Source organism: Mesorhizobium sp. WSM3626 (assembly GCF_000513935.1).
GTDB classification, from domain to species: Bacteria; Pseudomonadota; Alphaproteobacteria; order Rhizobiales; family Rhizobiaceae; genus Mesorhizobium; species Mesorhizobium salmacidum.
In genome coordinates this window covers 1-20,788 of the sequence record NZ_AZUY01000007.1, presented here as the reverse complement: position 1 = coordinate 20,788, position 20,788 = coordinate 1, and the positions used below count along the sequence as shown (strand labels likewise).

Genomic DNA, 20,788 nt, shown 5'->3' with positions numbered 1-20,788 from the left:
AATCATGGAGAAACGCAGACCCACTTACGATCTTGATGCGATCAAGACGACGTTTGGGTTTGTCGACACGCTGGCAATCACAACGTCCGCACTGCGGGATGCTGTTGGGCTGGGCTTCGATCGCGCCGGCATGGTCGAGGTGATCGAAAGCATGACGCGGAAGATGTTTGTGAAATCGATGACGACTTTCGCGGATCATCGAGTGTGGCAGGATGTCTATCACGTGCCAGCGCGCGACATGCTTCTCTATGTGAAATTCCAGGCGGATGTCGTGACCGAATTCACGATCATGTCGTTCAAGGAGAAATGACCATGGCGACGAGGGAGAGCAGTGAACCGAATACGATGGTCTCTCCCGAAACCGGAGAAGCGTTGATGCGCGGGGTGCGTCCATTCACCGTAACCTATAAGGACGAGACCATGATCGTCGACCTGCCCGGTTATTATCCGTCATCGGATGGCGAGGGTGTGCATGTCGGCGACGACATGGCCGCTGTCGATGCCGCCTTGCGCGCGCTCAAGGAGAAGGTCGACGGCGTGCCGGCGCCGTCAACCATCCGCCGCATGCGCACGAAGCTCAAGCTGTCGCAACGCGAGGCCGGATCCCTGTTCAAGGTCGGCGAGAACGCCTTCGACAAGTATGAAAGAGGCTTGATCGAACCGAGTGGCCCGACCATTCAATTGATGACATTGCTGGAAAAACATCCCGAACTGCTCGACGAATTGCGATAGCGGCACAGGTCGCATATTTCGCTGCTCCAGTCGCGAATGACGATTGAAAGTTCTCGTGCCGCGGAGCGTTATGCCTGCCATGAAAACCATCACCGAATTTCCCCGCAAGGTCGTCGAATTTCCCGACATGGGCATCGTCATGCCCGATGGCTGCCGGCTGTCGGCGCGGGTGTGGATGCCGGAGGATGCGGACGACGATCCAGTACCTGTCATCCTTGAGCACCTGCCTTACCGCAAGCGCGACGGCACGATCTTTCGCGATCAGCTTACCCATCCCTATTTTGCCGGCCACGGCTACGCCTCGGTCCGCGTCGACATGCGCGGCAATGGTGATTCCGAAGGGCTGATGGACGACGAATATTCCGAGCAGGAACTGCAGGACGCCTGCGATGTCATTGCCTGGGCGGCGGCGCAGCCCTGGTGCAACGGCAATGTCGGCATGATGGGTATTTCCTGGGGCGGCTTCAATTGCCTGCAGGTGGCGGCCAAACAGCCGCCGGCGCTCAAGGCAGTGATCAGCCTGTGCTCGACCGTCGACCGCTATGCCGATGACATCCACTACAAGGGCGGCTGCCTGCTGCTCGAGAATTTCGGCTGGGCCTCGACCATGCTGTCCTATTCGTCGCGGCCACCGGATCCGCTGATTGCCGGCGACGACAAATGGCGCGATCTGTGGCTGAAACGGCTGGAGAACCAGTCGTTCCTTTTGCCGCTGTGGCTCAGCCACCAGCATCGCGACGCCTATTGGAAGCGCGGTTCGATCTGCGAGGATTTTTCCGCTGTTCATGCCGCGGTGCTGTCGATCGGCGGCTGGCACGACGGCTACCGCAACACGATCTCGCACCTCGTCAGCAACATCGAGGCACCGGTCAAGGGTATCGTCGGACCGTGGATCCACAAATACCCGCACTATGCCGAACCCAAGCCCGCCATCGGCTTCCTCCAGGAAGCGCTGCGCTGGTGGGACCACTGGCTGAAGGGCGCCGAGACCGGCGTCGAGGCCGATCCCGACTATCGCGCTTATGTGATGGACAGCGTGCGTCCCGCACGCTGGCATCCAGAGCGGCCCGGCCGCTGGATAGCCGAGCAGAAGTGGCCGTCGTCCAACATAGCGGTTGAAGCGATCGAACTCATTTCCCCTGATGCAGGGCCTTCAACCGTCGCTTCGCCGCAGACCTGCGGGCTTGCCGGCGGCGAATACTTTCCGTTCACCTTCGGACCGGAATTGCCGGGTGATCAGCGCCCTGACGATGGGCTGTCGGCATGTTTCGACCAGCCTGAGCTCACCAAGCCGATCGAGATCGTCGGCGCGCCGGAGCTTGAGGTCCTGCTTGCCTCCGATCGGCCCCAGGCCAACATCGCGGTCCGGCTTTGCGACGTGCATCCCGACGGCGCCTCGGAACTTATCTCCTATGGCGTGCTCAATCTGACGCACCGCAACTCGCATGAATTCCCCGAAGCACTGGTCCCCGGGGAGACGGTTTCGGCGCGTGTCGTGCTCGACCAATGCGCCTACCGCGTGCCGGCCGGCCACCGTCTGCGCGTCGCCGTTTCGACCGCCTACTGGCCAATGATCTGGCCTTCGCCGGAACCGGCACGACTGACCTTGTCGGAGGCCACGCTATCGGTGCCGTTGCGACTGCTGGCAACAGGCGACGAAGCCGTTTTCGCCGAGCCCGAAGGGGCCGCGCCCTGGGCGACCGAGACGATCCGTCCCGCCAATTCCGAACGCCATGTCGACCGCGACGAAAAGACGGGAATCGTCACGCTTTCCATTGCCGATGATTTCGGCGAAGTGCGCGATCTCGACCACGGCCTGGTCAACGGCAGCATCGCCCGCGAAACCTGGACCATCCATCCCGACGATCCTCTGTCAGCCTCTGGGAAAACACACTGGACGCAGACCCTGTCGCGAAATGGATGGTCGGTCCGCACCGAAACATGGGCCCGGATGCGGTCGGACGCACAAAACTTCATCGTCAGCGCCAGAATCGAGGCCTACGAAGGTGAAAACCTCGTCTTCGCGCGCGATTTCGACGAAAAGGTCCCGCGCGCGCTGGTTTGAGCGCTGAAGCCGTTGGTCCAAATGCGACGTGCGATTTACGCCACGGCATGTCGCATTCGGTCTTGCTTACCGCTTTCCCTTGCGGTCATTATTCCCTTTAACAAGAAGCAAGAAAATCGACCGCAGAGTCGAACCAACAGAGTGAGGAACTCAAATGTCAAATGAACTGGAATTCCTTAGCCGGCNGGTTGCGTCGGGCAAACTGAGCCGTCGTGATTTTCTCGGCCGGGCGGCCGCGCTCGGCATCGCCGCACCCTTCGCCAACGCGCTGCTTTCAAGCGCTGCGCGCGCGGCGGGTCCGGTCAAGGGCGGTACGCTGAAGGCCGGCCTGGTCGGCGGTGAATCCACCAACAGCCTCGATCCGGCGCTGATGATGACGCAGGTGCCGTTCGCTTTCGGCAAGTGCTGGGGCGAATTGATCGTCGAGCTGTCGCCGGACGGCAAGCTCGAGAACCGTATCGCCGAAGAGATCGGCTCCTCGGACGATGCGAAGACCTGGACGCTGAAGATCCGCGACGGCGTCGAATTCCACAACGGCAAGACCGTGACCGCCGAAGACGTCGCCGCCACGCTCGAGCGCCATTCGGACGAGAAGTCGAAATCCGGCGCGCTCGGCTATATGAAGGGCATCGAGACCATCAAGGCCAGCGGCAAGGAAGTGGTGCTGACGCTGAAGGAGGCCAACGCCGATCTTCCCTATTTGCTCAGCGACTATCACCTGATCGTCCAGCCCAATGGCGGCAAGGACAAGCCTGATGCCGGCATCTCGGCCGGCCCATACGTGGTCAAGACCAACGAGCCCGGCGTGCGCCATGGCGGCGAGCGCTTCGCCAATTACTGGCAGGGCGACAAGATGGGCCATGCCGACCAGATCGAGGTCATCGTTATCAACGACGCGACGGCCCGCACGGCAGCACTGCAGGGCGGCCAGGTCAACATGATCAACCGCGTCGAGCCGAAGATCGTCGACCTGATCAAGCGCGTGCCGGGCGTCACCATCCGCAACCACGCAGGCCCCGGCCACTACGTGTTCATCATGCATTGCAACACGGCGCCGTTCGACAACAACGACCTCAGGATGGCGCTGAAGCTGGCGATCGACCGCGAGGAGATGCTGACCAAGGTGCTGCGCGGCTACGGCTCGCTCGGCAATGACTTCCCGATCAACGCGTCCTATCCGCTGTTCAGCGAGATCGAGCAGCGCAAGTATGATCCCGACAAGGCCAAGTTCCACTACAAGAAATCAGGTCATGACGGCACCGTGCTGCTCAGGACCTCGGACGTTGCCTTCCCGGGCGCTGTCGATGCATCCCAGCTCTTCCAGCAGAGCGCGGCCAAGGCCGGCATCAAGATCGAGCTCAAGCGCGAGCCCGGCGACGGTTACTGGAACGAAGTCTGGAACAAGCAGCCCTTCTGCGCTTCCTATTGGGGCGGCCGCTCGACGCAGGACCAGATGTACTCGACCGCCTATCTGTCGACCGCCGACTGGAACGACACGCGTTTCAAGCGCCCGGATTTCGACAAGATGGTGCTGGCGGCGCGTGCCGAACTCGATGAGGCCAAGCGCAAGCAGATGTACCACGACATGGCTGTCATGGTGCGCGACGAAGGCGGCCTGATCCTGCCGATGTTCAACCAGTTCATCGACGCCACCGGTGCCAAGGTCGATGGCTGGGTGGACGACCCGCATCAGGAGCTGATGAACGGCTACGCCCTGGCGAAGTGCTGGCTGCAGGCCTGAGTCCGGCTTTGCAGAGATGTCTTCACCCATCCTGAAACTAATTGCCCAGCGCATTGCGCTGGGCATCCTGCTTCTGTTGGCCATCTCGGTCCTGATCTTCGCCGGCACGCAGATCCTGCCTGGCGACGTCGCGCAAGCCATTTTGGGACAATCGGCGACACCGGAGTCGCTGGCCAATCTGCGCGAGCAGCTTGGGCTGAACGACCCGGCCTATGTCAGGTATTTCCATTGGCTCGGCGGCGTCCTGACCGGCGACCTCGGCACTGCGATGTCGAGCGGGCAGGATATCGCGACCTCGATCAAATCGCGCTTGTGGAACACACTGTTCCTCGCCTTCTGGGCGGCGATCGTGGCCATTCCGCTGGCGATCACGCTTGGCCTGATCGCCGTGCGCTACCGCAATGGCTGGGTCGACAAGCTGATCTCCGGCTTGGCGCTCGCGTCGACCTCCTTCCCGGAATTCTTCATCGGCTATGTGCTTGTCTATTTCTTCGCCGTGAAGTGGCAGATCTTTCCCGGCATCTCGACCGTCTATGAAGGCATGCCGTTCGGTGAGCGGATGCAGGCGATCGCGCTGCCGGCGACGGCGCTGACGCTGGTGGTGCTCGCCCACATGATGCGCATGACGCGCGCTGCGATCCTCAATGTCATGCAGTCGGCCTATGTCGAGACGGCGGAACTGAAAGGCCTGTCAGCGTTCAACGTCATCCGCAAGCACGCCTTCCCCAATGCCATCGCGCCGATCATCAACGTCGTCATGCTCAACCTCGCTTATCTCATCGTCGGCGTCGTCGTGGTCGAGGTGATTTTCGTCTATCCCGGCATGGGACAATATCTCGTCGATCATGTGACCAAGCGTGACGTGCCGGTGGTACAGGCCGTCGGCCTGATCTTCGCCGCCGTTTACATCAGTCTCAACATCATCGCGGACATAGCGGCGATCGTCGCCAATCCGCGTCTGCGACATCCGAAATAGGGGGCGGGCATGCTCGATATCAAACGCATCCCCATCCCCGCGTTGATCGGCATTATCCTGACGGCACTATTCGTGCTGGCGGCGATCTTCGCGCCATGGATTTCGCCGCATGACAACGCCGAAATTGTCGGCGATGTCTGGGAGCCGATGTCGGCGGCGCATTGGCTGGGCACCGACAATCTCGGCCGCGATTTGCTGTCCCGGATGATCTATGGCGCCCGCATCACCTTGTTTATCGCGGTGCTGGCAACCGCGCTGTCGTTCTCGCTCGGCGCTATCCTTGGCTTTTCGGCCGCGGTGTTCGGCGGCTGGTTCGACACGATCCTGTCGCGCCTCGTCGACCTCCTGATGTCGATCCCGACACTGATCATGGGCCTGGTGGTGCTCTCGGTGCTGCCAACCAACCTGGTGACGCTGATCCTGGTGATGGGCATTCTCGACTCGACGCGCGTCTATCGTTTGTCGCGCGCGGTCGCCGTCGACATCAACGTCATGGACTATGTCGAAGCCGCCAAGCTGCGCGGCGAGGGCAGCGTCTGGATCATCTTCCGTGAAATCCTGCCCAACGCGTTGTCGCCGCTGATCTCCGAGCTCGGCCTGCGCTTCATATACGCAGTGCTGTTCCTGTCGACGCTTTCCTTTCTCGGCCTTGGCGTGCAGCCGCCGGACGCCGACTGGGGCGGCATGGTGAAGGAGAACAAGGACGGCATCGTGTTCGGCATAGGCGCAGCGCTCATCCCCGCGGCCGCGATCGCGGCGCTGGCGATCTCGGTCAATCTTGTCGCCGACTGGGTGCTGAACCGCACGACAAGCCTGAAGGGAGGACGCGGGTGATGGCTGACGGCAAGGCAAAGTCCACCCCTCTGCTCGACATCCGCAATTTGCGCATCGAGGCGACGGTCTATCCGCCCGGTGAGGCGCCGAAGACCATCACGCTGGTGCACGATGTCTCGCTGACACTGGAGAAGGGCAAGGTGCTCGGCCTGATCGGCGAATCCGGTGCCGGCAAGTCGACCATCGGCCTGTCATCCATGGGCTATGGCCGTGGTGGCGTGCGCATCACCGGCGGCGAGGTGCTCCTCAACGGCCGCGACATCCTCAAGGGCGGCAAGGAGGACTTTCGCAAGCTGCGCGGCCGCGAGGTCTGCTATGTCGCGCAGTCGGCGGCGGCCGCTTTCAATCCCGCGCACAGGCTGATGGACCAGGTGGTGGAAGCCACGCTGCTGCACGGAACGGCGACACGAGCGGAGGCCGAGAAGCGCGCCGTCGCGTTGTTCAAGAAGCTCAGCCTGCCCAACCCGGAAGCCATCGGCGAACGCTTTCCGCACCAGGTTTCGGGCGGCCAGCTGCAGCGTGTGATGACGGCGATGGCGCTGTGCTCGGAGCCTGACCTGATCGTCTTCGACGAGCCGACCACGGCGCTCGATGTGACGACGCAGATCGACGTGCTGGCGGCGATCAAGGATGCTATCCGCGACACCCACGTGGCGGCGCTCTACATCACGCACGACCTGGCCGTCGTCGCCCAGGTTTCGGACGAGATCATGGTGCTGCGTCACGGCCGGCTGGTCGAATGGGGCGGCACCCGCCAGATCATCAAGGAACCGCGGCAGGAATACACCAATGCGCTGGTTTCGGTGCACGAGATCGAACATGCCGAGCAAAAACCCGGCACCACGCCGTTCCTGTCGGTCAAGAACGTGACCGCCGCTTATGGCGGCGGCCACGTCAAGGTGCTGAAGAACGTCTCGGTCGACATCTACCCCGGCCAGACGTTGGCCGTGGTTGGCGAATCCGGCTCCGGAAAGTCGACGCTGGCGCGCGCCATAACCGGACTTTTGCCGCCCGAGCAAGGCACCGTTACATTCGACGGGCGCCCCTTGGCCAACCGGCTTGCCGACCGGCCGAAGGAGGACCTGCGCCAGCTGCAGATGATCTATCAGATGGCCGACGTGGCGATGAACCCGCGCCAGACCGTCGGCACCATCATCGGCCGGCCGCTCGAATTCTATTTCGGCATGCGCGGCAGGCAGCGCGATGCCCGCGTCGCCGAACTGCTCGACAAGATCGAAATGGGCAAGGGCTTTGTCGACCGCTACCCGGCCGAGCTCTCCGGCGGCCAGAAGCAGCGTGTCTGCATCGCCCGCTCGCTCGCCGCCAAGCCCAAGCTGATCATCTGCGACGAAGTGACATCAGCGCTTGATCCGCTGGTGGCCAACGGCATCCTCAAGCTGCTGCTCGAACTGCAGAGGGAGGAAAACGTAGCCTATCTGTTCATCACCCACGACCTCGCGACGGTGAAGTCGATCGCCGATTCGATCGCGGTGATGTATCGCGGCGAAGTGGTGCGCTACGGTTCCAAGAGCAAGGTGCTCACACCGCCCTTCGATGCCTATACCGACCTGTTGTTGTCGTCCGTTCCGGAAATGGAGATCGGCTGGCTGGAAAAGGCGATCAAGGGGCGGCGCATGGCCAGCGCCGGGAACTAGCAAAGCGCAAGGTGATCTATCACGACACGGCCGTGCTGATGCGCGGCGGAGGCGGGTTGATCGTGCCCTTCTTCAACCGGCTCATCGACGCCACCGACAGACAATCGCATGGAGCAGCCCGTGGCGATCCAATCCAAGCTTCTGCTGATCATCCTCGATGGCGTTCCCTACCGGAACTGGCGCCGGCTGATGGGCAATCTCGAAGGCTGGGTGCAGTCGGGCGGGGCACGGGTGTGGAAGATGCGCTCGGTGCTGCCGTCGACCTCGGCCTGCTGCTATGCCTCGATCCACACCGGCGTGTCGCCGCAGGTGCACGGCATTCTGTCCAACGAGAACCGCTTTCGCGTCGGGCAGCCCGACATCTTCTCGGAAGTCAGCAAGGCCGGCGGCAAGACCGGCGCGGTCACCCATTCCTACTGGTCCGAATTCTTCCGCTCCTACCCGTTCGACCTCGTCGAGGACATGGAATATGACGAGCCGGACGGCCCGATCACGCATGGCCGCTTCCACACCATGACCGGCTATAATCTCAAGAACCAGATGACGCCGAGCGATATCGACCTGTTCGCGACGCTGACCATGCTCACCCGGCGCCACGGCATCGACTATGGTGTCCTGCACACCTGCACGCTGGACTCGATGGGCCACCGTTTCGGCCATGACTGCCACGAGATGGACCATGCCTGCTACGCCATGGACGGCATGCTGGCGGCCTTCCTGCCGGGCTGGATCGAGGCCGGCTACGAGGTCATGGTCACCGCCGACCACGGCCAGACCGACCGCGGCCACCATGGCGGCCATGACGACGAGATGCAGGATTTCGCGCTGTATTATTTCGGACAGGGCGAAGGGCCGGAAGCCGATACGCTGCTCGACCAGTTGCAACTGGCGCCAACGGTTCTGAGCCGGCTTGGCGTGCCGGTGCCGGCGACGATGAAGGCAAAGGCTTTTCTCTCCTGATTGAGTGGCTGGCACCGTTCCTCATGCGCCTGCCGGCACCTTCTCCCCGTAAACTGCGAGAAGGGATGCTCTGGCAACCGTCCCGCTCTTCGGTTAGCCTCCCAGAATTCCTTGGCGGAGGATGAACCTTTTTGGATCGATCGGCGACAGAGCAGACAGGAGCCAGGCGGCTCGACCGGCCATGACGGCGGCGACGGAAACCGATCGCGCGCTTGTCGACCGGGTCGCGAAGGGCGACCGGGCTGCCGTGCGGCTCCTGTTCATGCGTCATCACGCGCGGGTCTACCGCTTCGTGGCGCGCCAGACGGGATCGGAAATGATGGCTGACGATATCGCGAACGAAGTGTTCCTCGAACTGTGGCGCCAGGCGCCGAGCTTCGAAGGACGCTCCGAAGTCTCGACGTGGCTGCTCGGCATCGCCCGCTTCAAGGCGCTCTCGCTGCTGCGCAAGAAGAAGGAAGACTGGATCGACGACGAGGCCGCCGCGGCGGTTCCCGATAGCGCCGACACGCCTGAGGTCGTCACCATGAAGGAAGACAAGGCCGCCGCCTTGCGCCGCCTCATCGACGCCTTGCCCGACGAGCACCGCACGGTGATCGACCTCGCCTATTATCAAGGGCAATCGGTGACCGAGATCGCACAGGTGCTCGACATCCCGGTCGCGACCGTCAAGACCCGTATGTTCTACGCCCGCAAGAAACTCGGCGAAGCCTTGAAGGCCGCCGGTTACGACAGGGGGTGGCCATGAGCGCCGCTGAAAAGATGTCGCGCCGCGACGAAATGGAAACGCTGCTGCCGTTCTACCTGAACGGTTCGCTCGAAGGTTCGGATCTGGAAGCCATCGAAGAATGGCTGGCCACCGATCCTGCGGCACTTGTCGCGCTCGGCGAGGCGGAAGCCGAGTTCTCCGGCGCGGCGGCAGCCAATGAGGCGATCCGCCCGCCGGCCGATGCGCTCAGCCGCTTCGCCAAGGCGCTCGACGCGGAGGCGGGGCCGGTTCGAGCGCCCGCAAGCGCGTCCTGGCTGGCGCAGGCCTGGGGCCGTCTTATGGCGGTGCCGGTCGGCGTCGCCTGGGCGGCGGCCGCGGTCCTGCTGGCCTTGATCGCGGTCCAGTCTCTGGTGCAGCCTGGCGGCAAGGGCGGCAATTTCGAGATCGCCGGCGCACAAGACGATCTGGCCAAATTGCCGTTCGCGCTGGTCAAATTCAAGCCGGATGCCAGGATGGCCGATATTGCGGCCTTTCTCGACGCCAACAAGCTCAAGATCATCGGCGGACCGACCGCCGACGGTGTCTTCAGGCTCGCTATTCCGGCGACGACAGCCGCCGACTATGAGAAACTGCGGGGCCTTATTGCCGCCCAGCCTTTCGCGGAGGCTGTGATCGAGGGAAGGAAACCTGCTGATGGCGGTTGAGGCGGTCGTTCGATTTGCGGCTATCCTGGCGGCGGCGATGAGAATCGCCGCCCTGCCTGCGTCCGCGCAGGGCAACGATGCCACTCCCGACCGGACGAAAATCGATTGCGGCAACGAGGCCAATGCGACCGCAGCCGACTGCGTCAAGGACGGCGGCAATAAGGGTGGGTCGGGTGCGGCCCAGGCCGGCGCCGTTTTTCTGCCCGCTTTGATCGTCGACCTCTTCCCCAACCCGGTCGCCCTTCCTGCACCGGTTCCGACACCACGACCGGAGCCCGCGACAGCCCCCGCCGGGAACCAGGCAGGCCCGCCGTCCGGTGGCCCGATCATCTCGCCGACCGATCTCATCGCCGTCCAGTCGCGACGCGCCGTGACCGGCGACTTCGTACCCGACGAGGTGTTGGTGACCGTCGATGGCGATGCCGGAGCCGTGCAGCAGATCGCCGCTTCCTTCGGCCTTGAAGTGCGCTCGCAACGCCAGTCCCGGCTGCTCGGCACCACGCTGGTGCGTTTCGGCATTCCCGATGGCCGCCCCGTCGGCGTCGTGCTGGCGCAGCTTGCCGCCGACGGCCGCACGCAGCGCCGCGAGCCCAACCATATCTATTCGCTGCAGCAGGCGGCCGGCATCGTCAACTATGCCTTCGACCGTATCGCGCTCGACGCCAAACAGGCCAGTGGCGAGAACGTGCGTGTCGCCGTCATCGATACCGGCATCGACGATACCAATCCGGCTCTGGCCGGGGTCGTCGCCGCGCAGTTCGACGCGATGCCGAACGTGCCGATCGAAAAGCGCGACCACGGCACTTCGATCGATGGTCTGATTGCCGGCGTCGGCCCGCTGGAAGGCATGGCGCCGGGCGCGAAAATCTACCACGCGCGTGCCTTCGAGGGCGGCAAGTCGACCATGGACGTCATCCTGTCGGCGCTCGACTGGGCGGCGGACCAGAATGTCAGCATCATCAATATGAGCTTCGTCGGCCCGAAGAACGACCTGCTCGGCACCGCCTGCCGTAATGCACGGGCGCTCGGCATGGTGCTGGTCGCCGCCGCCGGCAACAACGGCCCGAAGGCGCCCTATGGCTATCCGGCCGCCTTTGACGGTGTCATCGCGGTGACGGCCACCGACGCCAGTGACGGACTGATGCCGCAGGCCAATCGCGGCGCTTATGTCTTCATCTCGGCGCCGGGCGTCGAGATGGTGGCACCGAGCGGCGCCGGCTCGGACGTGGTGACGGGCACCTCGTTTGCCGCGGCGATCGTCAGCGGCGCCATCGCCAACCTCATCCACGCCACGCCCGACCGCTCGGCCAACGACATCGAGAAGGCACTTGCGGCGACGGCGAGAGATCTCGGGCCCAAGGGGCGCGACAATGATTTCGGCTACGGGCTGCTGGATCTTAAGGCGGCCGAGGCCGTGAGGGAGTAGGTTTTTCGCTTCAGGCGTCGATTTCGTCGATCTGCGGCCGATCAACCTGTCGCCAGTTGCCGGGTTCGACGGAATAGCAGAAGCAACGCGACTCCAAGACAAAGCCCGACGACAGCCAAACCGATTATTGCCAGCCATCGCATTAATACCGCCTGCTCATCGCTGCCAATAACCCGGTAAAGGCCGTTGATCTCGATCATTTCCGAGTTAGACAACCGCTTCTTGGGCAGCGTTCGATCGGTATAGAAATATTTGGTCATGGCGTTGAATTCGAGTTCACTTCCGATGAACATTTCGGTGGGGTTCAGGTCTGACGTGACATGGCCTTCATGGGTGAGTTCCTGTGTGGAACGGACATCAACATTGTTGAAGTCCGGGGTTGTGGCGCCCGGGTGAAACCAGCCTGGCGCAAATACCGAGACCGGCCCGGAGCGGGGCAGATGCGTAATCGGCTGGTTGACGATCTCGACCACTCTCCGCTCTGCTCGCCCGGCTTCCAGATTCATTTTTTCGATGCCAGGCAACGTCCAGAAGACAGCGCCGGCCACGGTGAGCAGGAACGCCACTAAGCCAAGCAGACGCACAAGATGGCCTATGGTGCGCGTCGGTTCGACCGTGCGGCCAGCCAAGGCAGCCGGTACGCTGGCTTCGCGCCCGCGTCGGCCGAAAACCGCGTTTGGCTGATCGATTTTCATCCGGCCATGTCGGGACAAGCGCGCTAGTGCGCGGTTAAGAGGGCACTCTGTTTTGGGGCGACCCTACAGCATGTCGCGGCGAATAGGATTCGCCCGACCTGCTGTAAGCTTCTGATTTTATGCATGTCGTTGTCCGGGAACCGAGGACACTTCCGGGCGACATGCATTAGGCCGGCGCTCCCGCCACCGATCCCCTGACCACCAGGTCGACCGGCCAGACCTCGCCGCGCGCGCCCTCCTCCAGTCCCGATATCCGCGCCGCCAGCCGCTCGGCGATGCGCGCGCCGGCCCGCCGGATCGACGAGCGCGTCGTCGACAGCGGCACGGAAAAATTCTCCGGCTTCAGCCAGGGAAAGACGTCGTCATGGGCGATCAGCGAGATGTCGCCGGGAATGCTGAGGCCAAGGTCCCGCACCGCGCGCACGACGCCGAGCGCCATGATCAGGCTGGAGCAGGCGATTGCCGTCGGCGCGCCGTCCTGTTCAAGCAGGCGCCGGGCGGCGCGATAGCCGTTCTCCTCGGTCATGACTACGGAGCAGACATGGCGGTCGTCCAATGTCAGGCCGCTTGCTGCCAGCGCTCGGCGCAGGCCGCGCTCGCGATGAATGGCGAAGGTTTCCCCGTCGTCGCCATTGATCAGCGCCAGCCGCCGGTGGCCGAGCTGGACGAGCAGCCGGGCGGCCTCGTGGAAAGCGCCTTCATTGTCGATGTCGAGAAAGGGATAGTCGAAGTCCAAGCCCTCGCTGCGGCCATGGACGATGAAGGGAATGCCGAGCGTATTGACCAGCGCCACGCGCCGGTCGGCGGGCCTGGGCGAAGAGATGTAGACGGCATCGACCTGCCGGTTGGCGACGACGCGCCGGTAGGTCGTCTCCTGATCGTCGGCGTCGGTCGGGGACAGGACAAGGTCGAGTTCGTGCGAGCGGGCATAGTCGCCGAGGCCGGACAGGAATTCGACGAAGTGGGGGTCGATGTCGACCGCGGCACCCGTCGGCAGCACATAGCCGATCATTCCGGACTTGCCCGTGGCCAGCCGACGCGCGCTCGGATTGGGGCGATAGCCGTGGCGCTTGGCGGCGTCCATGACGCGCCTGCGGGTTTCCTCGTTGACTTCGGGATAGCCGTTCAGCGCCCGGCTTACCGTTGTCTGCGAAAGCGCCAGCATATGCGCGAGTTGCTTGAGGTTCACGAGAGGCCTCCCTGCCTCAAAGCGCTTTCAGATTGAATCGCCCCAAACACTACCCGAGATGCGGCCATATCGCAGAGACCATATGCGTGCCGGGGCCCGCTTTGAAACAGAAATTGCTGTTGCACCGCCAAAAAAGCATGTTGCAACGCACACTTCGGGCGCGGGCTGCTGGCAATTAAATCGATTAGTTCGCGAGCACTCTTGACTCCTGATTGATTCAATGGCGAGATCGGCAAAGCCAAAGCGCTTTGGAAGACTCTTCGAAAGGTTGCGGTTCCCTTGCGAGTGAGTCACAGTCCTGCGGCGTCGGCGGGCGGAATGGAGGTTCCGTCCTGTATGTGTGACCCACTGGGAGGAATACCGATGAAGAAGTTGCTTTTGCTGGGCGTTGCGTCTGCCGCGTTCGCCCTGAGCGCGCCCGCGCAGGCCGAACTGAAGTTCAAGCCCGGCGAAGATCAGCACTTTCACTGGGCGAATTATGAAGACCTCAAGAAAGTCGACCTCAAGGGTGAGACCTTGTCGATCTTCGGCCCATGGCGTGGCGAGGACGAGGCGCTTGTCCGGTCGGTACTCGATTATTTCTCCGAGGCCACCGGCGCAGAGGTCAAATATTCCTCGTCCGAGAATTACGAGCAGCAGATCGTCATCGACACCCAGGCCGGCAGCCCGCCCAACATCGCCGTCCTGCCGCAGCCGGGCCTCATCCAGGACCTTGCTTCCAAGGGCGTGCTGACCCCGCTCGGCGACGACGTCGCGACCTGGGTCAAGGAGAATTACGCCGCCGGCGACTCCTGGGCCAAGCTCGGCACCTATACGGGCAAGGACGGCAAGCCGGGCTTCTATGCCTTTCCCTACAAGATCGACGTGAAGGGGCTTGTCTGGTACTCGCCCGACAATTTCGAGGAAGCCGGCTACAAGGTGCCGAAGACGCAGGAAGAACTGGCCGAGCTCGAAAAGAAGATCATCGCCGATGGCGGCAAGCCCTGGTGCATCGGCCTTGGCTCGGGCGGCGCGACCGGCTGGCCGGCGACCGACTGGGTCGAGGATATCATGCTCAGGACGCAGCCGCCTGAAGTCTACGACAAGTGGGTGAAGAACGAGATCCCGTTCACCGATCCGGCAGTGGTCAACGCCATCGACATCTTCGGCAAGATCGCCACCGACGACAAGATGGTCGACGGCGGCGCCAAGGCGGTCGCGGCGACCGACTTCCGCGACAGCCCGAAGGGCCTCTTCACCGTGCCGCCGAAGTGCTACATGCACCATCAGGCATCGTTCATCCCTTCCTTCTTCCCGGAGGGCGTGAAGCTTGGCCAGGATGCGGACTTCTTCCCCTACCCGCCCTACGCCTCCAAGCCGGAACTCGGGACGCCGCTGGAAGTGGCCGGAACGCTGGTGATGATCACCAAGGATTCCAAGGCGTCGCGCGAATTCATCAAGTTCCTGCAGATGCCGCTCGCGCATGAATTGTGGATGGCGCAGAAGAGCTTCGTCACGCCCTTCAAAGGCGCCAACAAGGACGCCTATGGCAGCGATGCGTTGAAGAAGCAGGGCGAGATCCTGGTCGGCGCCACGACGGTGCGCTTCGACGGCTCCGACCTGATGCCCGGCAAGGTGGGCGCCGGCTCCTTCTGGACCGGCATGATCGACCTGGTCGGCGGCAAGTCCGCCCAGGACGTCGCCACCGACATCCAGAAGAGCTGGGACGCAATCAAGTAGGCCGCTGCGGCGAGACCTAATCCTTCCTGATCCTCCTACTGGATCCGGGCTACGGCCCGGATCCGACCGGCGGTGCATGCCGGAAGCCTTCGCGTTTCGATTGTTCCGAACAACTGAAAGTCGGCGTATCCAGTCGCCAGCATCGCCTGGCCAGTCATGCGCAGGGAGAGGGACCCATGGCGACTCAGATTTTCTCGGCAATATTCGTCATCATCATCGGCGTCGGCGGCTGCGTCGCCTATTTCTGGGGCGCCAACAAACTGCTCGACCTGATCTTCCCCTCGCGTGGGGTGTCCGGGACGGCCGCCATCAACAATCTGCGTCGGCAGGGATTGGTGCGGCCCTGGTTGTTCGTGGGTCCGGCGCTGATCATCCTGACCATCTACCTGATTTACCCGGTGATCGCGACGCTGTGGCTGTCTTTCTTCGACCGCGGCGGCACGAATTTCGTGGGGTCCGCCAACTACGAGTGGGCGCTGCGCGATCCGGATCTGCGAAACGCCATCCGGAACAACATCCTGTGGCTGGCGGTGGTGCCGGCGGCCTGCACCTTCCTCGGCCTGATCATCGCCGTGCTCACCGACAAGATATGGTGGGGCACGATCGCCAAGAGCCTGATCTTCCTGCCGCTGGCGATCTCCTTCGTCGGCGCCAGCGTGATCTGGAAGTTCATCTACGAATATCGTGGCGAGGGCCAGATCCAGATCGGACTGCTCAACGCCATCATCCAGTATTTTGGCGGCCAGCCGCAGGTCTGGATATCGCTGCCGCTCTGGAACAATTTCTTCCTGATGATCATCCTGATCTGGATCCAGACTGGCTTCGCCATGGTCATCCTGTCCTCGGCGCTGCGCGGCATCCCCGAAGAAACACTGGAAGCGGCGGTCATAGACGGCGCCAATCCGTTCCAGATCTTCTGGAAGATCATGGTGCCGCAGATCTGGGGCACCATCGCGGTGGTATGGACCACCATCACCATCCTGGTGCTGAAGGTGTTCGACATCGTCCTGACCATGACCAACGGTCAATGGAACAGCCAGGTGCTGGCCAATCTGATGTTCGACTGGATGTTCCGCGGCGGCGGCGATTTCGGCCGCGGCGCGACCATTGCCATCATCATCATGATCGCCGTCATTCCGATCATGATCTGGAACATCCGCCAGGCCAACAAAGAGACGGGAGGGCACTGAGATGGCCGTCGCGACCGGAAACTCCTTCGCCAGCCGTTTCGGCGTCCATATCGCGGTGCTCGTTTTCGTGGTGATCTGGACCATCCCCACGCTCGGCATCCTCGTCTCGTCGATACGCGACAAGGATCAGATCATCGCCTCGGGCTGGTGGAATTCGTTCGCCAGTTCCAGCCAGACCGAAGCCGGCCGCCTGCCGGCCGCCTCCACACAAGTCGAGAAGGACGGCAAGTTCGTTCTCCAGGGCAACATCTTCGGCGATGGGGCCAAGCGCGGCATCAGTGCCTTCGGCGTCAAGGCGGCGGCACCGACGCAGTATCCTGCCGGCACATCAGCCGATCTCGGCGACGGCGTCACCCTGCAACTCAACGCCGACGGCAGCTTCGTCATGGCCTCGCCCAAGGCATTCGAGGGCGACCGGGGCCAGCGCATCTACTACGCCTCGTCGGCGCCGCCGAAATTCACCCCCGAAAACTATCAAACCGTGCTGTTCTCCGAAGGCATCGGCCGCTCCTTCATGAATTCGCTGACGGTCACCATCCCGGCGACCGTCATCCCGATCCTGATCGCGGCGTTTGCCGCCTATGCGCTGGCCTGGATGCGCTTTCCAGGCCGCGCGCTCTTGATCGCTGTGGTCATCGGCCTACTGGTGGTGCCGCTGCAGATGTCGCTCATCCCGCTCCTGAAGCTCTACAACGGCGTCGGGACGTTCTTCGGCGTGCCGTCCAAGACCTATCTCGGCATCTGGCTGGCGCATACCGGTTTCGGCCTGCCCTTCGCCATCTATCTGCTTCGAAGCTACATTGCCGGCCTGCCGCGCGAGATCATGGAATCGGCGCGCATCGACGGCGCCAGCGATTTCGAAATCTTCGTCAAGATCGTGCTGCCACTGTCCTTCCCGGTGCTTGCCTCCTTCGCCATCTTCCAATTCCTGTGGGTATGGAACGATCTCCTGGTGGCAATGGTTTTCCTCGGAACGGCGCCCGATCAGATCGTGCTGACGGCCAAGCTCAATGCGCTGCTCGGCTCGCGTGGCGGCAACTGGGAGATCCTGACGACATCGGCCTTCATCACTATCATCGTGCCGCTGATCGTCTTCTTCTCGCTCCAGCGCTATTTCGTCCGCGGGCTGCTGGCCGGCTCGGTGAAAGGAGGTTGAAACAATGCAATCGGCTTTGAAGGCGACTTCGAAACCAGACCCCGCCATCGACCGCGACTGGTGGCGGGGCGCGGTGATCTACCAGATCTATCCGCGCAGCTATCAGGACTCCAACGGCGACGGCATCGGTGACCTCAAGGGCATCACCGGCAGGCTGCCCTACATTGCCGCCCTTGGCGCGGATGCCATCTGGATCTCGCCTTTCTTCAAATCGCCAATGAAGGATTTCGGCTACGACGTCTCGGATTATTGTGACGTCGACCCCATGTTCGGCACGCTGGCCGACTTCGACGCACTGACGGCGGAGGCGCACCGGCTGGGTCTCAAGGTGATGATCGACGAGGTGCTGTCGCATACCGCCGATATCCATCCCTGGTTCGTGGAAAGTCGCTCGAGCCGCACCAATCCGAAAGCCGACTGGTATGTCTGGGCCGACGCAAGGCCCGACGGCACGCCGCCCAACAACTGGCTGTCGATCTTCGGCGGCTCGGCGTGGCAATGGGACACCAGCCGCCAGCAATATTACCTGCACAATTTCCTGGCCGAGCAGCCCGACCTCAACTTCCATAGCCGCCAAGTCCAGGACGCGCTGCTCGACGTCACCCGCTTCTGGCTGGAGCGCGGCGTCGACGGCTTCCGTCTCGACACCATCAATTTCTACTTCCACAGCCAGGGGCTGGAAAACAATCCACCGCTGCCGCCGGAAGAGCGCAACGACCAGACCGCGCCGGCCGTCAACCCCTACAACTACCAGGATCATATTTACGACAAGAGCCGGCCGGAGAACCTCGCTTTCCTCGAGCGCTTCCGGGCGCTGCTCGACGAGTATCCGGCGACCGCCGCGGTCGGCGAAGTCGGCGATTCGCAGCGCGGGCTGGACGTGGTCGCCGCCTATACCGCCGGCGGCAAGCGCGTGCATATGTGCTATTCCTTCGACTTCCTGGCGCCGGAAAAGATCAGCGCCGCCAAAGTGCGCTCGGTGCTGGAAGCCTTTGGCAGGGTGGCCAGCGACGGCTGGTCGTGCTGGGCGTTTTCCAACCATGACGTGATGCGCCCGGCCTCGCGCTGGGCCGCCGACGAAGCCGACCCGTCCGCCTATCTCAAGGTCATCTCGGCATTGCTGATGTCGCTGCGCGGCTCGGTCTGCATCTACCAGGGCGAAGAACTCGGGCTCGGCGAGGCCGACCTGCGCTTCGAGGACCTGCAGGACCCCTACGGCATCCGCTTCTGGCCGGAATTCAAAGGACGCGACGGCTGCCGCACGCCCATGGTGTGGGATGGCGGCGCCAGGAATGGCGGCTTCTCCGCGGCAAACCCCTGGCTGCCGGTGCCGGCCAAGCATCTGTCACAGGCGGTCAATGTGCAGCAAGGCGACGAGACCTCCCTGCTTGAGCATTACCGGCGCTTTCTCGCCTTCCGCCGCGCCCATCCGGCGCTGGCAAAGGGCGACATCACCTTCATCGAAAGCGAGGGCGACACCGTCGCCTTCACCCGCCGGGCGGGCAATGAGGAGGTCGTCTGCGTTTTCAATCTGGGCGCCAGGCCGGCGAAGGTTGACCTCGGCAACCGAACCCTGCAACCTTTGGCGGGACACGGGTTTTCCGGGCAGGCGAGCACCGGTTCGGTCGAACTCGGCGGTTACGACGCCTGGTTCGGACGCATAGGCTGAAACATCTGAGGAATCACTGGAGGAAATCAATGGCCGATGTCAATTTGAGACAAGTGAAGAAGTCCTACGGCAATCTCAACATTCTCCACGGCATCGACCTCGACATCAAATCGGGCGAATTCATCGTCTTCGTCGGCCCGTCGGGCTGCGGCAAGTCGACCTTGCTGCGCTCGATCGCCGGGCTTGAGGAAATCACCTCGGGTGAACTGAGGATCGACGGCCAGGTGGTCAACGACGTACCGCCGTCGAAGCGCGGCATCGCCATGGTGTTCCAGTCCTATGCGCTCTATCCGCACATGACCGTCTACGACAACATGGCCTTCTCGATGAAGATCGGCAAGGAAAGCAAGGCCGAGATCGACAAGCGGGTACGGCAGGCAGCCGAGATCCTGCAGTTGACCAAATATCTCGACCGCCTGCCCAAGGCGATGTCGGGCGGCCAGCGCCAGCGTGTCGCCATCGGCCGCGCCATCGTGCGCAATCCGAAAGTGTTCCTGTTCGACGAACCGCTGTCGAACCTTGACGCGGCGCTGCGCGTCGCCACGCGCATCGAGATCGCCAAGCTCAAGGAATCGATGCCCAACACGACCATGATCTATGTCACGCACGACCAGGTCGAGGCGATGACGCTGGCCGACCGCATCGTCGTGCTGAAGGATGGCCACATCGAGCAGGTCGGCACGCCGATGGAGCTCTACAAGAACCCCGGCAACCTCTTCGTCGCCCAGTTCATCGGCTCACCGGCCATGAATATCCTGCCGGCGACGGTCGACAAGACGGGCAATCCGACCATCGTCAGTCATGTCGGCGGCCGCAAGGCGACGGTACCGATCGGGACGCCTGCTTCGGCAAAAGGAGCGGCGGTAAGCTTCGGCGTGCGGCCGGAAGATCTCGCGATCGCCAGTGGTAGCGATTATCTGTTCGAGGGGACGGTCGATTATCTCGAGCAGCTCGGTGAGGTTCAGCTGGTCTATATCGACATCGGCCGTGCCGACCTGCCGCTGGTGACCAAGTTGCCGGGCAATGTCGAGGTCAAGCGCGGCTCGACGCTGCGGCTGACCGCCAATGCCGGCGACCTTCATATCTTCGATGCGGATGAACGGTCGTTCGCCCTGCACGAAGCGGAAGCCAAAGCCGCCTGAGACCACAAGCTGTCTCGACAACGCAAAAAGAGAGCGGCGGGTAAGCCCGCCGCTCTCTTCAGACTGCTGACAAACCCCCGTCGAATTTCGGCGGGGTTTTGTTTTATGGGACTGAATGGATTTGCGATTNTGGTGTCAGGATAATTTGACGGGATGGCGCAGGAGGCACACCGGGTGGTTCTTGGGCCTCAGGCGAAGCCGGTTCTTGGCTTTGGCCACTGGCAAA

At 62.7% G+C, this 20,788-nt stretch carries 18 protein-coding genes; 16 read left to right on the top strand and 2 right to left on the bottom strand.

Translation table 11 applies throughout. The features are described from left to right. Nucleotides 1-4: 4 nt before the first annotated feature. From M653_RS0107495 to M653_RS0107445, 11 genes are all read left to right on the top strand, one after another. Nucleotides 5-310, top strand: coding sequence for a type II toxin-antitoxin system MqsR family toxin (locus M653_RS0107495; RefSeq protein ID WP_027142775.1), 306 nt, complete (start codon nucleotides 5-7; stop codon nucleotides 308-310). Nucleotides 311-312: 2 nt separating this feature from the next. After that, entirely contained in the window at nucleotides 313-732 is a 420-nt protein-coding gene (locus M653_RS0107490) for a type II toxin-antitoxin system MqsA family antitoxin (RefSeq protein WP_027142774.1), read from the top strand. Nucleotides 733-811: 79 nt separating this feature from the next. Then, the gene (locus M653_RS0107485) at nucleotides 812-2,797 is read left to right on the top strand and encodes a CocE/NonD family hydrolase (protein WP_027142773.1); all 1,986 of its coding nucleotides are present in this window, start codon (nucleotides 812-814) and stop codon (nucleotides 2,795-2,797) included. 154 nt (nucleotides 2,798-2,951) lie between these two features. Then, the gene (locus M653_RS0107480; protein WP_027142772.1) at nucleotides 2,952-4,538 is read left to right on the top strand and encodes an ABC transporter substrate-binding protein; all 1,587 of its coding nucleotides are present in this window, start codon (nucleotides 2,952-2,954) and stop codon (nucleotides 4,536-4,538) included. Nucleotides 4,539-4,554: 16 nt separating this feature from the next. Next, nucleotides 4,555-5,514 (top strand): ABC transporter permease, encoded by a 960-nt coding sequence (locus M653_RS0107475; RefSeq protein WP_027142771.1) that lies wholly within the window; start codon nucleotides 4,555-4,557, stop codon nucleotides 5,512-5,514. 9 nt (nucleotides 5,515-5,523) lie between these two features. Further along, a complete protein-coding gene (locus M653_RS0107470) occupies nucleotides 5,524-6,348 on the top strand; it encodes an ABC transporter permease (RefSeq protein ID WP_027142770.1) in 825 nt (274 codons plus the stop codon). Further along, nucleotides 6,348-8,003: an ABC transporter ATP-binding protein gene (locus M653_RS0107465; protein WP_027142769.1), complete on the top strand. Its 1,656-nt coding sequence runs from the start codon at nucleotides 6,348-6,350 to the stop codon at nucleotides 8,001-8,003. The genes M653_RS0107470 and M653_RS0107465 overlap by 1 nt, the downstream gene beginning before the upstream one ends. 120 nt (nucleotides 8,004-8,123) lie before the next feature. Next, nucleotides 8,124-8,963, top strand: a complete 840-nt coding sequence (locus M653_RS0107460) for an alkaline phosphatase family protein (RefSeq protein WP_027142768.1) — start codon at nucleotides 8,124-8,126, stop codon at nucleotides 8,961-8,963. Nucleotides 8,964-9,144: 181 nt separating this feature from the next. Then, on the top strand, nucleotides 9,145-9,711 hold the full coding sequence (locus M653_RS0107455) for a sigma-70 family RNA polymerase sigma factor (RefSeq protein ID WP_027142767.1): 567 nt from the start codon (nucleotides 9,145-9,147) through the stop codon (nucleotides 9,709-9,711). Further along, nucleotides 9,708-10,376 (top strand): hypothetical protein, encoded by a 669-nt coding sequence (locus M653_RS0107450; protein WP_027142766.1) that lies wholly within the window; start codon nucleotides 9,708-9,710, stop codon nucleotides 10,374-10,376. The genes M653_RS0107455 and M653_RS0107450 overlap by 4 nt, the downstream gene beginning before the upstream one ends. Further along, nucleotides 10,366-11,802 carry a S8 family serine peptidase gene (locus tag M653_RS0107445; protein WP_027142765.1) on the top strand — a complete coding sequence of 479 codons (1,437 nt, stop codon included), beginning with the start codon at nucleotides 10,366-10,368 and terminating at the stop codon, nucleotides 11,800-11,802. The genes M653_RS0107450 and M653_RS0107445 overlap by 11 nt, the downstream gene beginning before the upstream one ends. Before the next feature lie 41 nt (nucleotides 11,803-11,843). Here the strand turns inward: M653_RS0107445 and M653_RS0107440 are convergent, their stop codons facing one another. Together M653_RS0107440 and M653_RS0107435 are read right to left on the bottom strand one after the other, a co-directional pair. Beyond that, the gene (locus M653_RS0107440; protein ID WP_027142764.1) at nucleotides 11,844-12,497 is read right to left on the bottom strand and encodes a hypothetical protein; all 654 of its coding nucleotides are present in this window, start codon (nucleotides 12,495-12,497) and stop codon (nucleotides 11,844-11,846) included. Between the two features lie 166 nt (nucleotides 12,498-12,663). Continuing rightward, nucleotides 12,664-13,686, bottom strand: coding sequence for a substrate-binding domain-containing protein (locus M653_RS0107435; RefSeq protein ID WP_027142763.1), 1,023 nt, complete (start codon nucleotides 13,684-13,686; stop codon nucleotides 12,664-12,666). Nucleotides 13,687-14,049: 363 nt separating this feature from the next. Between M653_RS0107435 and M653_RS0107430 the strand changes: the two genes are divergently transcribed. From M653_RS0107430 to ugpC, 5 genes are all read left to right on the top strand, one after another. Continuing rightward, on the top strand, nucleotides 14,050-15,405 hold the full coding sequence (locus M653_RS0107430; RefSeq protein WP_027142762.1) for an ABC transporter substrate-binding protein: 1,356 nt from the start codon (nucleotides 14,050-14,052) through the stop codon (nucleotides 15,403-15,405). Between the two features lie 176 nt (nucleotides 15,406-15,581). Continuing rightward, the gene (locus tag M653_RS0107425; RefSeq protein ID WP_027142761.1) at nucleotides 15,582-16,595 is read left to right on the top strand and encodes a sugar ABC transporter permease; all 1,014 of its coding nucleotides are present in this window, start codon (nucleotides 15,582-15,584) and stop codon (nucleotides 16,593-16,595) included. Nucleotide 16,596: 1 nt separating this feature from the next. After that, complete coding sequence (locus tag M653_RS0107420) at nucleotides 16,597-17,751, top strand: carbohydrate ABC transporter permease (protein ID WP_027142760.1); 1,155 nt, start codon at nucleotides 16,597-16,599, stop codon at nucleotides 17,749-17,751. A 4-nt stretch (nucleotides 17,752-17,755) separates the two neighbouring features. After that, nucleotides 17,756-19,420, top strand: coding sequence for an alpha-glucosidase (locus tag M653_RS0107415; RefSeq protein ID WP_027142759.1), 1,665 nt, complete (start codon nucleotides 17,756-17,758; stop codon nucleotides 19,418-19,420). A gap of 29 nt (nucleotides 19,421-19,449) precedes the next feature. After that, the gene (ugpC, locus tag M653_RS0107410; protein ID WP_027142758.1) at nucleotides 19,450-20,562 is read left to right on the top strand and encodes a sn-glycerol-3-phosphate ABC transporter ATP-binding protein UgpC; all 1,113 of its coding nucleotides are present in this window, start codon (nucleotides 19,450-19,452) and stop codon (nucleotides 20,560-20,562) included. Nucleotides 20,563-20,788: the final 226 nt, after the last annotated feature.